At 45.9% G+C, this 14,072-nt stretch carries 11 protein-coding genes; 10 read left to right on the top strand and 1 reads right to left on the bottom strand.

Translation table 11 applies throughout. The annotated features are described in order from the left end of the window. Positions 1–240 precede the first annotated feature (240 nt). Together DMR_RS24880 and DMR_RS04680 are read left to right on the top strand one after the other, a co-directional pair. A complete protein-coding gene (locus DMR_RS24880) occupies positions 241–396 on the top strand; it encodes a hypothetical protein (protein WP_012750585.1) in 156 nt (51 codons plus the stop codon). Positions 397–564: 168 nt separating this feature from the next. Further along, positions 565–954, top strand: coding sequence for a DUF6573 family protein (locus tag DMR_RS04680; protein WP_012750584.1), 390 nt, complete (start codon positions 565–567; stop codon positions 952–954). A gap of 1,260 nt (positions 955–2,214) precedes the next feature. On the opposite strand, the gene DMR_RS04675 is transcribed toward DMR_RS04680, so the two are convergent. Continuing rightward, positions 2,215–4,248 (bottom strand): AAA family ATPase, encoded by a 2,034-nt coding sequence (locus tag DMR_RS04675; protein WP_012750582.1) that lies wholly within the window; start codon positions 4,246–4,248, stop codon positions 2,215–2,217. Between the two features lie 178 nt (positions 4,249–4,426). Between DMR_RS04675 and DMR_RS04670 the strand changes: the two genes are divergently transcribed. From DMR_RS04670 to DMR_RS04640, 8 genes are all read left to right on the top strand, one after another. After that, positions 4,427–5,377, top strand: coding sequence for a hypothetical protein (locus DMR_RS04670; protein ID WP_012750581.1), 951 nt, complete (start codon positions 4,427–4,429; stop codon positions 5,375–5,377). A 150-nt stretch (positions 5,378–5,527) separates the two neighbouring features. Next, positions 5,528–6,631: a hypothetical protein gene (locus tag DMR_RS04665; RefSeq protein ID WP_012750580.1), complete on the top strand. Its 1,104-nt coding sequence runs from the start codon at positions 5,528–5,530 to the stop codon at positions 6,629–6,631. 58 nt (positions 6,632–6,689) lie between these two features. After that, positions 6,690–7,595, top strand: a complete 906-nt coding sequence (locus tag DMR_RS04660; protein WP_012750579.1) for a hypothetical protein — start codon at positions 6,690–6,692, stop codon at positions 7,593–7,595. 5 nt (positions 7,596–7,600) lie between these two features. After that, positions 7,601–7,912, top strand: coding sequence for a hypothetical protein (locus tag DMR_RS24270; protein ID WP_012750578.1), 312 nt, complete (start codon positions 7,601–7,603; stop codon positions 7,910–7,912). A gap of 1,501 nt (positions 7,913–9,413) precedes the next feature. Further along, positions 9,414–9,776: a hypothetical protein gene (locus DMR_RS04655; protein WP_043600084.1), complete on the top strand. Its 363-nt coding sequence runs from the start codon at positions 9,414–9,416 to the stop codon at positions 9,774–9,776. Between the two features lie 331 nt (positions 9,777–10,107). Continuing rightward, positions 10,108–10,665 carry a tyrosine-type recombinase/integrase gene (locus tag DMR_RS04650; protein WP_012750573.1) on the top strand — a complete coding sequence of 186 codons (558 nt, stop codon included), beginning with the start codon at positions 10,108–10,110 and terminating at the stop codon, positions 10,663–10,665. 130 nt (positions 10,666–10,795) lie between these two features. After that, positions 10,796–11,920, top strand: coding sequence for a tyrosine-type recombinase/integrase (locus DMR_RS04645; protein WP_012750572.1), 1,125 nt, complete (start codon positions 10,796–10,798; stop codon positions 11,918–11,920). Positions 11,921–12,812: 892 nt separating this feature from the next. Beyond that, the gene (locus DMR_RS04640; RefSeq protein WP_232502877.1) at positions 12,813–13,964 is read left to right on the top strand and encodes a PAS domain-containing sensor histidine kinase; all 1,152 of its coding nucleotides are present in this window, start codon (positions 12,813–12,815) and stop codon (positions 13,962–13,964) included. Positions 13,965–14,072 lie beyond the last annotated feature (108 nt).

The raw sequence follows: 14,072 nt of genomic DNA, 5'->3' as shown, positions 1-14,072 counted from the left end.
CGCCCAGGCCCCCTTCCTGGGGTTTTTCCCATGGCCTCCCCCCTTTGTCTCCCCAAGGGCCAGAAACCCAGGAAATCCCAGCTTCGGCCCAATGTCCGTTTCCAGTGGCCGCCGTCCTAACCACTCCACCGCCCCCGTGACCTGGCCCCCACACCGAGGATACTCTCAGCTTAAGCCCCTGTCCCATTGGACAGTGAGCTTCTCTTGTTGTTTCCGACTTTAACTTCGGAGGTAAATCAGATGGTTGAGAATCCTTTTGGTCCCGTCGACATTCCTGGCGCACCTGACCTTGGTCCTGATCCTGAACGCCAAGAGATGTACGATTCATTCGAGCGCATGTCTACTGCCGACCAAGAACAGTTCGTTCAGGAGATGAACGACGCATCAGACGAATAGACTTCATAACACTTCGCAGGGTGTTAGCAATAGCATCCTGCGAAGTATCTCCGTCTAAACATTCCTTCTTGAGCAATCACTTCATGCGGTGAATTTCACTTCGAAACATGCAAGAGTTTTCAGTTTAAACTCAATACTCGTCAACTACACAAGAACAGGAGTAAGAAAATGATTGTCGATGATGAATGGAATCTTGTGTACAGTTACACCAGGGCACAGGCCCTCGCTGACGGGGTGTTGGTCGATGTCACCGACGCCGCCAGGGCCGTCGGGTTTAAGGTCCATACCGCAGTCACTGCGACACTGTACCACGGGTACGTCGAACCACCAGAGGGAATCGCCGGGGAGGGACAATCCACAGCTGGCCGCCTCCACGATTTGCTTTTCCTGGTGCTCTGCTCTGCCAAAAAGAGCTCTCCTGGTGCGGATCGAGCGACAGTCCGGGTCGCATTCCTCATGAAACCAGGGCGGACGGTGACGGTGAATGTCATCGCGCATATCGGTCCCGGTGATCATGGTGAGCCAGTTTTGACTTTAATGCTCCCTGAGGACGATTAACGCCTAAACACCAAAAGCCTCTGTAAGTGTATAGCAGGGACTACCACTTTTAACCGTTTAAACATCTTGTTTTTTCTAGCATGATATTTTTTCACTAAGGATGGCAACAAATACGAAATCTCCCTATACACGATTAAAGTAACAAAAAACAGAAACCCCAAACAACACCCAAAAATCATTGATCGAATTTCCATAAACTTCTACCTGTAGTTTTAATAATTTTTTGTTCAAAATTAGGTAAATTTGAAACTTATTTTCCATATCTTAGCGACAGCACGCAGCAATTCTATACGAAATCCAGATGAAATAGCTGCGATGCATTTTGAATAAAAGTGGTAAATTCTCCAAAATATCAAGCCAAAAAAACCCAGCAAGTGGGAAATCAAAAAGTCTCAGGCCGCGATTCTGAGCACACCACCTAAAAAACACGGGGCAAAGTGGGAATCCAGAGATTCACTCTCCTGACGGACAAGAGAAAGTGAACAATGGCAGAATCCTGCCCTCCACCACCCATCATTTCTGATAAATTGATGAAAAAGACAACATTGCCTGCGAAGCAATCATTGATGTAAAAAAAGGAGACAAGACGACAAGTAATTCATAATCAATTTTGAATAATGAAAACTAAAGCTTAGTCCCAGCGAAAATGTCCAGATGACACCCAAACAATTCTCACTGACCGACAGAAGCCAAAAATGATCACCATTAAATTTAGAATTTTTAAAATTTATGATTTGAAAAGAGCAAAGACCATCTAGACGCAGATCAATTGACACAAAGGCTAGAAACTAAATATAATCTTACAATAACTTATTATATTTGAAAAATATACCAATTGACGGTGCATCAGAAGTGAACAGATTAAGCAACAGGACAGATTTTTTCACCTTTCAACAAACAACTGCCGTTCAAGAGCGTATTAGAATAATATGTCAATTAAATAATTTTATTTGATCTTTTTGGATACTTTTAACTCTCGACTGCTCCTGAAGATTTCCTTCGTCAGCAACATCTCGACATCACTTGTGATATGTTAGGGGGGGGTGGGAAACCACCCCCCTTTTATATATAGGCGATTTTGTCTTTGTTTTTCAAATAATTTCAACTAGTTACCACAGACAACCCTATTTTGTCTTTGACGTTAAAAATTTGCAATATATCATTGAAATTATTAAAAATTTTAAGACAAAATATTTTTTGTCGACAAATGTTTTGCTGTCTCCCACCCAATTTTGGCGATGGAAGTATTCTCAATGAACCTCAAAATGTGTAGGCCTTACTTCTGGAGCTAGGTACAGGGGTTTCCTTGATGGCTCCTTCTTTCACTGCTTTGTCAATGTAATTTGCAGCAGATCCATGCGCTATAGGTTTACCATGATTCATATTTGCAGAAACTGCCAATATTTCTTTTTTCAACTCTTCCTTAGAATTTGCTATCCCACCAAGGTTTTGAAGAGCAGTCACGACATACTGGACTTCATCTGCTACTTTTTTACTTCCTACTGCTCTAAATCGAAGGTTTACAAGTTCCAACGTCAACTTGTCTTGAATCGTAAAGTTTCGAGCCTTGTTGTGCTGGAGTGAATATTGCTTGTCTTTCTTCTGGAAGCTCAGTTCCCACGTATTTGGTGACCAGTCACCTATTGCACTGGCTCCGCGTCCACCTCCTGCACCGCTATCAGTGGAAAACTTTCCATGATGATGAATCAAAAGAGGCGTAACACCGATCTCTTCAGTAAGAAGCGACACTTTGTCTAGAAGCCTCCGCATCTGATCGTTTGAATTTTCATCTTCACTATGGAAGCTTATCAAGGGATCAATCACCAAAATATCTATCTTGTTGGAGTCAACAGAGTCTTTGATGGCATCCTGAAAATGATGGTCTTTTATGTCGCCACTTGTCCGAACATCATTGTTGACACCCAAGAAAAACATTCTGTTTTGAAGAAAAGCATCAGGAAATTGGTACGCGTTCCTAACAAAGTCAATCCTTTTCTTCATTCCAATCAAAGAGTTTTCTGACTGGACAAAGAGAACTCTATGCTCTCCTTGGTTCACTTTAAATACATTCAAGAATCCAGCAGGCGGGGGCAAGATAAGGTCCATTGCAATTTGCAAGGTGAGGATCGACTTGCCTGCACCACCGTGTCCGGTGATCAATAATGGCTCACCTTTTGGCCAAAAATTTTCAATAAGAAACTCGAAATTTACGTTGGATTTGACCACATCAAACGCATTGAAAGTCTTATACTGACGCTTTGGAGCCGAAGGTTTCGATGGAGGTTTAGAAGCACTAGACAATAGTGTTGGATCATAATTCGTTGCAATATGTTCTTTTGCCTTCGTTATTTCTCGATCAAACCATGCCGCATCATTCTCCCTGGACTTTTCCCCAATGGGATAGGTGGCATAGATATGCCTGATCGTGCCTTCGGGTAAACTTGAGCTCAGAAGTGTTACCAGCACCGCCATGGAGGCTTCCGAGCGCTGCCCTTTGGGAATCGGGGTGACGATCTGCATCTTGATGTTTTCGGGAACCTGGAGACCAGCGATAAAGTTGTCAAAAATGGGGGCCGTCGGTGTGGTCTGCGGGGTAGTTGTCGTCGGTACCGGCGCGGCCTGAGGAGTATTCGGCGTCATGAATTGGTCCTGGGTGTGATCGTGTGCGTCAGAAGTGGAAACAGGGGCCAGTGGCTTTATCGTCCTATACAGGGAATAGTTCCGAAGCCAGTCCGGTGCCGGAGCCAGGTTTTCTGGACTTTCAACGATGATGTAAGGTTTCCTTGTCTCGGGATGGAGCGATCCAGGACAAAGGACTTCGCCGCCGACGCCACGAATATCGAAGACGTCTTTGACGGACCTGTTTGGGTAGCGCTGACCATCATTCGGGTACTGGAAATAAAAGTGGTACCGTTCACCAATGCCGCCAGTCTTCACCGTCAACGTGGCGGGAAGCTCCTCTCCGACATTGGCCGCCAACCATTCCCGGAACTTCCCCATGTCATCGACATCGAGGACTAGAACACCGCTGGCGGGACCGCAGGCGACACCAGCACGCTCAGGAGAGAAATCGTCACGGCTAAACTGGCGCTTCTGTACGCACCACTTCGTCCAGTTGGCCTCAGTTGGACGCTTAAACTCACTGGAGGACTGCCCAGGAGCAGGGAACCCACCGACCAGGGGAATCAACGAGAAGGAGTCGGACAAAAACTCGAAGATTTTCAGCCGATCCTCGGAATCGAGCTGCTCCGCTGTCTGGATTAAACGGAAGATTTCATCTGGGCTATAGGGCATCAACGTACTCCCAAAAACCAACGTTCCCCCGAGGCAGTCTCAAAAAAATTGCCAACTGCGTACAGTGGTCATCCCGAAAATGCCTGTTCGTGTCTGGCAAATCAAGAAAAACCCTTAGCTTTCTGGAAGATCGTATCAGCGTATTGGCAACGCCAGTCCCTCTTGCTACGATCATCCCATGAAAACCAAACTGTCCAAGATAATTGTGGATGACATTGATCGCCTAAAACGCGTGGCTTTCTGGTATTGGGAGTACATGCGGAGAAATCCGCTATATCGTAGATACTGCGCCGTCATCGAACGCTACAACGACTATTTCAAATCGCTTGGTGTTTTTGACTACATGGAAAGCCGTGAATACCTTGAAGAGATGACGAGCCATGCTTCAGGGCACAACGACTATCATGACCTTGCGCATAGTCCATTTAGAATCAGACTAGATAATGAATTTGGAAAAGAAGCAGGGATGAAATATTTTAAATATGGTTTCCTGAGTTATGGTTACGAAAAAAACTTCGGAAGAATTTACAAGCACTATTCATCTGGACTTGATACCAATGAAGCTTTAGAAAAAATAATTTCCGGGGAGGATGTCAACTTTTCTGTCAAAGGCCATTCAGACATATCCGCCCTGGTCAAACTTAATGGAAGCTGGATGATCTCTATTGATGAAATGACCCCAAAAAACTACCTGTATAATTTGGAAAAGTCTAATAGCATCACCATCGACCCAAAAGCGATTCTTGGCAATCCAACAAAAGTAGGTCTGGAAGTCCACGCATTGAATATGATCAATAAAGCGGTTGAAAGCCTGTTCAGCAAACAGCATATTGACGAAGAAACGCTCCAATCTGTGTACAAGCTAAGCTTGTCGGGGAAACACATCAATAGTTCCGATACGATGCGACTCGCCATGCTCTGGCTCTGGGACAAGGCCCATGATCAGGACGGGGGGAAGTCCGCGTCCTTTGAAACCGTCTATCAGCTGCTGAAGGATAAAATAAATGCTTCCGGCATGTTGGATGGAGCATGGGAACAAATCTTCACCCGCCGAAAGCGAATCGCAGGGTACTATGAGGTGACGGATTTTTGCATCCAAAACCACACCATAACGCCCTTAAATAAATAGATTTTTAAACGTCTTCCTCCTTTTGCCAAATTCTTTTTCTAAAAGTTGGCGGGCTTGGCAACCCCGTTTTTTGAGAGAGCTCCTCTCGTTGGTCCCGGGGAAAGTAAGACACACTCCCCAAAACACTTGGACCGTGAAAAGGAGTTTCTCATGGCTACTTTCAAAAATTTTAATTTGGTCAATGATTCCGATTCAATGAACAGCGTCGGCGCTACCGGTGGCACTGGTGCCCCGGGCGGCATTCCCAGCACGGACCCTCTCTCGCCGCCTCTTCCCCCTGCAACGACTGCCGGTTACATCGGCGAGGACGACGATCCGATGCGCCATATGTTGATGCACTTCCAAGGTTCCACTGGGGCCATGGGCGGTACGCCTGCGCCGGATATCCAGATCAAGGACGGTAAGTCCATTACCCAGGAGAAGCTGGCTCGCGTTGTGGAGAACACGAATGCTCAGATTGCAAAGCTCAACAGGAAAGAAACCCTGCAGCAGTTGAGGTCGCAGCATCTGGCTGCTGACGGTGTTTTCAGTGCGGCGCGTGCGAAAATGATCAATATTGCTTACATGATCGGCTGCCTCCTCGATCACTACAAGAAGCTGGTGAAGGAGGATGGAGAAAACTGGGCGGAAGCCATTAGGCAAGATTTGCCCGATATGTCCCGGCGTACAATTGATAAGTACTTGAACATCGCCAACACGCCCGGCATCTTGAAGCATGCGTATCTCGGCATCGACGCGGCTGAACAGATCATCCAGATTATCTCTCCGATCAAGCATCTCCTCTCCAAGACAGACCCTATTGGCGAATTGTTCGAGCGCAATGGCGTAGCGCTCAACTACGACGAGATTGATAAGGGGACGCTGAAGGATGTGGTGAAGGGCGTCATCTGGCGGGAAAAGCTCTTGAAAAAGGATATCGAAGTCGACGTTCGCGTCACGACCGACTTCAGCAAGATCGCTGGTGCTGTGACTCCTGTCGATATCGCTGTCATGGTCGACCGTAAGGAGCATGGTGATTCGCCCGAAAACTACATGAAAGAGGTAATCGCCAACAACGGAGTTCGCTCTAGCGAGACTAGCGAGGAGCAATCTCCAAACAAGCCTATCAAGTACATCAACGCCGAAACGGTAAAGCTCAAGAGCTCCATTGACCGTCTGTTGGAAGGGAATTCTGATCTGAAGAAGCTCGACAAGACGCACCTGGAAGCCTTGCGCGCCGCCGTAGATATGTTGCTGGACCGTTTTTCTAAGTAAACATTCGCGACCAAGGGCACTCCTCATAACATGTGGGGAGTGCCCCAAGGAGATAATTATGCGTATTTATCAATCATCCATGACGATTCGACACCTGCGGGAATTTGCCAAGCGCCATCCCAACCTGATGCCGAATATCTTGTTGTCCTATGCCTTGCTGGCCAACGACCTGCCTCACTTTTTGCACAGGGATCGTTCCCTGTATCGGAGCATTATTCTGGATAGCGGTGTTTTCAGCTTGCAAAAGCCTGGAGCTAGGCAGACGCCCGAGGAGTTGTATCCGAAGTTTAAAACCTTTGCCCAGTACAACCCCGGGGCTTGGGATTTGATCTTCAACTTCGACCTGCATTTTGGCCTGGATTCCTACTACAAGAATCTGGAGTACCAGATCGACCTGGAACAGGCAGGTATCCCCGTTGTCCCCGTCATTCACAACATCTACAACGATGACGCCGACAAGATCATCGCTCGCGGGCTCCCGGTGCATAAAACGGTCGCTATCGGCCAGTGCGCAGGACGGACGACGCTCAAGAATGTGAAGCCCGTTGTCATGAAGCTCCACAATGCCGGAGCCAGGATTCATTTCTTCGGCAGCAGTGAGTACCGGCTCATGGCCAAGCTCCCGATCTGGTCCTGCGACTCCAGTTCCTGGGCCAAGTACCCGAGCCTTGGAGTTGTGCTTTACTGGAACCCTAAGCGGAGCGGTTTCGACAAGACTGACAAGATTTACTTTCCGAAGCATCAAGAAGGTACGCCGCCGAGGGGAACCATCTACTACCGTGACTACGACTACCTTCATGATTTCGAGGACTACCTGGAAGTGTACCATGGGATGATTATCACCGATCTCATGGGAGAGGAAGACGACTTGTTCCGTGGAGTTGTCAACATGCTCTATTACTACATGCTTGAAGAAATTATCACCCAGCAGCAGCGTGCGTTGGGGTTTGACTTGCCTGAATAGGCCTGATGGCAGGAAGCTGCCATTGGAGGGGTGGGCGTTTCGCGCGTCCACCCTTTTTTATTTGTTTAGGTCCTGTTCTCTATAACAAGCTGGATCGGTGGATTTCATCGAAAGTCGCTATGTTTTGGGGTGCGCGATGGCAGGAAGCTGCCATTTTGAAAATCGTGTTGTTTTTAAAATTCGAACCATTGGAGCATAACCAACGCTATCCATCGAAAATCAAATTATACTTTATAACTACTGAGTTTGCGGTAAACACCTTGGGGGATGCTTCTATTGCTTCCCCCTTTTCTTTTATCGGCCAGAATGATGCTTAAAAAAGCCCCTCCACCGGAGGGGCATACTTCATGGACCCCATGAAGGCGACAGATTGGTATTCATGACCACCGCTCCGTCATGACAAAATTATCAAAATGCAGTGCTGCACTCTATCCCATGTTATATCTGTAAAGTTTTGTTCTGACCTGCCGAACCAAACGAAAACATACTTGTTTAGCTAAAAGATCAAGAAAATATAGATCATACCAAGCAACAATGATCTTCGTTGCACTCCACTCCATCTCCAGATTAATCAGCAACGAATCGAGTGTTCGTCTAATGGAAAATAGCAAGAATTTTAGCTGTTGCTATCCTTATATCTTGATAGATATTAAAAATTATACACTTTGTATCTACAAGGTATGTATTGATTACAATCTTTCGATCAGAAAAATTAAATTTGGTCATGGGAGCCGTGAAGTATCGGCGTCCAGGAAGTCAGGTCTAAATGTCCTGGCTACCAAAAAGTCAAAAAACGAAGAGTCTCATGAAAAAGAAGATGATCACTTCCTTTTGAATCAAAATCCATGAGATGAACCAGTTGCTATTGAGCAATCAAGGCAAATGAGTGGTTGAGACGATTCAGTAGCCCGAAATCCTTAGGGATGAAGCAGTGGTGGCCAATGTGTAGGATGAGAACCATGGCCGTTCGAAATCTAATGAATAATTCATTTTAGCACATTGAGGCGATTATGCTCGGGATGTTGAAAAGACGGACACCGATTTGACCACGGGAAGCCCATAAGTACATAAAAGACAAGGAATCTTTGTACCAATGGGTGGCTGCGGTTCGTAAGGAACCATGAGATGATGCAGTAAAAAATTGAAAAATTCGTTCAGAAAGATAGTATAAAGTCAAGACATATCGTAAGATTCAACAAAAAGTGTAAAATTTTACAATTACCATATAAAAAAAACAATTTGCCTAGCGCTGCATCATCTCATCTAGCTGTATTCGGGAAAACCGAACGTACAGAAAGAACAAGAAGCTTGAATTAGCGATAATTCTTTCGATCTTGGGGCTGATTCTGGGTGTCAATGAGAAGTTGATGCCTGGGGTCGGCCGAAAATGCTAGCGAAGCTTGTCCTTTAACGAGGATAAGCTTCTTTTTGTTCAATTATCTTGGGATTGCGGAATATCGAACGGCGCGGTGTCGTTTGCTTGTTTACCTACCGTTGTCCTCCACTTTTCTGGACACCCTCAAAAAAGCCCCCCTCCAAATTGCCCCGTCCTGGGGTTTTCGGGGCTGCACCCATGTTCAGGTTCACGTCGACCCCAAAAACGCCAGGATTCGCGTCCTACGGCCAATCCACGTTTCCGACATGATCAAAACCAACATTTATGAATTAAAATACACGGTAAATCGCTTATTTGGTGTGTTTTATGAGAGCTTTTGAGTAAACAAGAAATTTTTCTGTTAATTTACTTTGTTTCCTTATTGTCGTTTCAAGAGCAACCGACAGATATTTACTTATACAAAACCAACAAGGAGATTTGTTATGTCGAAGAAGGAAGATCAACCTGCCAAGGGAATGAAGCTTGAGTCGAAATACAATCCAACGTTGCTTCGAGAGTGCATCAAGAACAATAACTCTGCCAGCGAAATCATGGAAAAGCTTGGGATTACCCACAAGCAAACGCTAAAGCAGTACGTCTTAAAGTTGATGAGCGATGATCGCCACTTTTACGAAGTCAAGGGGATGTACGTTAAAAGCTCTACCAGACCCAAGGTTAACAAGAACAACGAAATCAAACTCTATCTTAAAAACCTTGGACTCGAAGAACTTCAACTGGTTGAAGGTGACGAGTTCACGGTGATGGTGGAGAACGGTTCTATCGTTCTGACCAAGATCGAGCATTGACGCCTTGTTGGATAGTGCCATGCAAGCAATTGCGTGGCATTATTCTTTGTTTCATCTTTTGTGCGAATGTTGATGGCGACTTTCAGGAGTCAATCATTCAGCTCGGCCTTGACGCTCCTTAAGCAATTTTGAGCAAGAAAATACAGATATACTATCATAAGCCAATGTACGATTTGTCGTAGAAACGTACATTGGGGGCGAAGCCCAAGGAAAGTCTTTGGATTTCAAGAGGATCGCGCCAGCTAACCTGGCCCCTCCTGCCCTCCCCCTGTTTTGAATGTACGTCTACCCCTCATTAAAAACCAAAATCGAACTTTGGAGGAAGTTACCTATGAAAGTCGACCCCATCATCGATTTGAAGAATATTAAGAGCATCAAGAAGCTTTTAACCGACAACCACCGGGATCGACTCCTATTCATCATGGGAATCAATTCTGGACTTCGAGTGCAAGACATCCTTGCGTTGAAGATCGGAGATGTCAAAATCTGCAAGATTGGCGATAGAATCGCCGTCAAGGAGAAGAAGACAGGCAAGGACAACGTGTTCATTATGAATAAGGAAATCCTGACTGCTCTCCAAGAGCATTTGCGAACAATCGATCTGAAAGATGATCATTTCCTGTTTAAAAGCAGGAAAGGGAGGAACTACCCAATAACTACCTATGCCGTCACGCAGATGGTGCAACGATGGGCAGACGAGATTAACCTCGTCGGCAATTTCGGAGCCCATTCACTACGAAAGACTTGGTGCTACCACCAACGAAAAACTTTCGGTGTAAGCTGGGAAGTTTTGGCAAAACGTTTAAATCATAGCAGCCCTTCGATAACAAGAAGATATCTTGGGGTGCAAGAGGAGGAAGTCGAAGAGATATTGCTTAATACCATTTAGCTTTCTTCAAAAGGGGTGCTTTGCCCCTTTTGCTTCTATCGATTTCGTTTACAGCTTCCATGAGATGATCAACTTCGTTGTTTGTCATATCTAACCTTTTGCCTAACTTAATAACTTAAAGAGTCTTTGTATGGGAATTTATCAACGCGACGAGCGGTGGATGGTTTATTGGAATCATAACGGCAAGCGTCACGACAAGTCGTTCGGCAGGGGAGATCTCGCTCAAGCCAAAGCCCAGTACTTTGACCGGGCCGTCCAGGAGGCTCTGGCGAAAGGACTTCCCGTCCCTGATCCTCAGTCGGTGACCGCCGCTGTCCAGGTGGCGCAAACAGGGAGCACAACGGATACCCCAACGAGCCAGGTCTTGGGCCAGCAACCCTCTGGGATGCTCCTCTCTGACCTTGGGTCGAAGTATCTGGCGCATATGCAGGCATCAGGCCGGACGGAGAAGCACATTCGAAACATCGAGCACTTGGTTAACCACGTATTCATTCCGGTACTTGGCGACAAACCCGTGAACGACCTGACTTATCAGGACGACATGGTGCCATTCATCATTCACTTCCAGGGTGTCAGCAGCCGAACAGGCAAAGTCCGTTCCCAGTATACCGTAAATAAGTACTGTGATTACTTGAGTTTCATCTTCAACTTCGGAATCGACAATGGCTTCACCAGTGTCAATCCTCTGAAGATTTGGAAGAAACCCAAGGTCCAGCCCTGGGACATGAAGCTCACCCTGGACGACGCCAAGAAGATTATGGCGAATGCGGAACCTCATCTCAAGTGGGCGATGGAAGTCTGCTTCAACCTGGGCACCCGCCCCGGCGAGTCAGAACTTCTGTCACTTCGTTGGGAAGATGTGGATTTCAAAGCCGGCACCGTGCGTATCTATGCCAGCAAAACCAAGACGTACCGGACAGTTCCGATTAACCCGGAATTTCTGAAGCGTTTGGAGAAGGAGCAGGCAGAGTCCCAAACTGGCTATGTGATTGAGTACATGGGGCGAAAGCTGACGACGATTCGGAAAGCTTTCAAGAACGCATGCAAGCGAGCCGGGATCAATTACCCTACCCGGATGTACGATCTTCGGCACTTGTTTGCGACGACGTTACTCCGCAAAGGTGCGGACTTGGCGGCCGTTTCAAAGATGATGGGACATTCCACTGTAAAGATGACGGCGGACACCTATTATCACTACATGGAGGGCGAGAAAGAAAGAGCCGTTCGACTCTTGCCTGAGTTGTTGACAGCGTAATCGGGGCTAGGATACCTTGACAGAGGTATCCTAGCCTCAATTAACTCAAAAAAACTCTTTCAGAAGGAGGCGAGTAGAATTCTTACCTAACTCGCCTCCCTCTTTTCAGTTGTCAAAGATCGTTTCTATATGTCCATAAATTTCATTTTTTTGAATAGCTCGTCCTTAACAGTAACATTACTGTTTCCAGGACGAGAGTGCAACGACCTGCAAAGAGGATATCAAATCGGTTTCGGGAGTGAAAGGAGGAACTTGGGCCGGTCAAACTCAATGCAGGAGCCTGCAAAATTGAGAAATCACCGAAAAGTCTAGAAATTCGGCACTTGAAAAACACTGGCCACTATGGATCGGATCACCTGCAGAAACCAAAAACACTGAAAATCAAAGCAAAAACGTAGCAATATTATCTTTGAAAGTGAAATCTTGCTGGTGGATGGCAGACTCCTGCCATTTTCAGTAGGGTGAGGTGCTCAAATACGCGGCGAACCGCGTTTTTGGAACTAAGGGGAAGCATGTGTTGTCGAAAAACTGGGATTAGATACCCTTGTAAAGAAAGATTTATTTGAGAAAAATCTCGTGTAAGCCCCGGACATGCACGCCTCCAGAAGGTGGACTGCCCTGCTCCGGTGATTCCCCTTTTGTTAACGGCGTGGTATCTTGGGCCAGGATCAGTCCCGGGTTGTCCCAGCGCTGCTCAGCTGGACTTGGAACAGGTCAGAGATTACTCCATCGGTCGCGGCTTGGGAAGTTTACTTGGTGTTACCTTAAACTGAAAAACGAAATTCAATGCGTTTTTGATCAGCTAGCGAACTAGTTTTTTTACAAAAGCATGCAAAACACAGCATGTTGAGGTCTGTATTTTTTTGAACAAAATATCCCCAAGGATATGAACATGGAAAGCAACCCATTACACACCAAATGCGCCCCCCCAGAACGACTGAGCATCCATGAGGTCCAAGAAGAAAGAGAAAAGCTTTCTGGGCACATCTGCTCTAGCTACTTTGACTTCTTTCCTCTTCCTTTAATTGTTTTAAACAGTCACCGACAGATCGTTTTTAGCAACAAAGCTTTTTTAGACATCCTCGGCATCGCTGATCTAGGAAGTTTTCTAGGGCTGCGTCCCGGTGAAGCTATGGGGTGCACTTACGCACATATTGAAGAAGCAGGTTGTGGTACTTCTACATTTTGCAGAGAATGTGGCGCACTCAAAGCAGTCCTAGAAAGCATGATAAACAATTCAAAAACTCAACACGACTGCCAACTACTCATCAAACATGACGATGAAAGCTCGGCGAAAGACCTTCGGATATTTGTCTCACCATGGGACGTTGAAGATGGAAAATACTACGTTGTCACAATCGTAGACATAGAAGACGAAAAACGTAGAAAAATACTAGAACGAATCTTTTTTCACGACATTCTTAATGCTGCCGGAGGAGCAAAAGCCCTGCTCGACACTTTGTTTGACGAAGTTCCAGAAGAAAGCAAAGAGTTAATGAGCCTTGTCCAAGCGTCACTGTTTGGCCTAGTAGAAGAAATCAAAAAACAAAAACAACTACTTGCGCTTGAGAACAAAGAATATAAGCTTTCCATGCTCACTTTACAAGGCATCGAGCTAATCAACCTTGTAGCAAACGAGTACCGCACCCACCCCAAGGCTTATGGGAAGAAAATAGTTGTTTCCCCCAACAGCGTCAACGTCCAGGTCTTATCAGACTACACTTTACTCATGCGCGTTATCATAAACATGGTCATCAATGCATTAGAAGCTACGCCTGAAAATGGTAGTATCACAATAGGACTAGACGATAACGGTGATTTTGCAAAATTTTGGGTAGCTAGTAGAAAAGTCATACCCGACCATGTCAAAGTCCAGATTTTCAAAAGATCCTTTTCAACAAAAGGAGTAGACCGTGGACTTGGCACCTACTCCATAAAACTACTCACAGAAAACTATCTTGGTGGAAAAGTAGGCTTTACTTCAGAGGAACCTGACGGAACCGTGTTCTGGGTGAACATACCGAAATGCAACCAAGGTAAATAGTTCATTCCAATCGGCAACCCCAAAAACGAAAGGAATTTCGTTTTTGACTAACTGGAAAGGGGATAGTCCAAGAAACTCCTGAAAATGGAGAAAGGGATAATTCGGCTT

The sequence above is a fragment of the Solidesulfovibrio magneticus RS-1 genome, from assembly GCF_000010665.1.
Classification (GTDB): domain Bacteria; phylum Desulfobacterota; class Desulfovibrionia; order Desulfovibrionales; family Desulfovibrionaceae; genus Solidesulfovibrio; species Solidesulfovibrio magneticus.
This window is presented reverse-complemented; position numbering and strand designations above follow the sequence as displayed.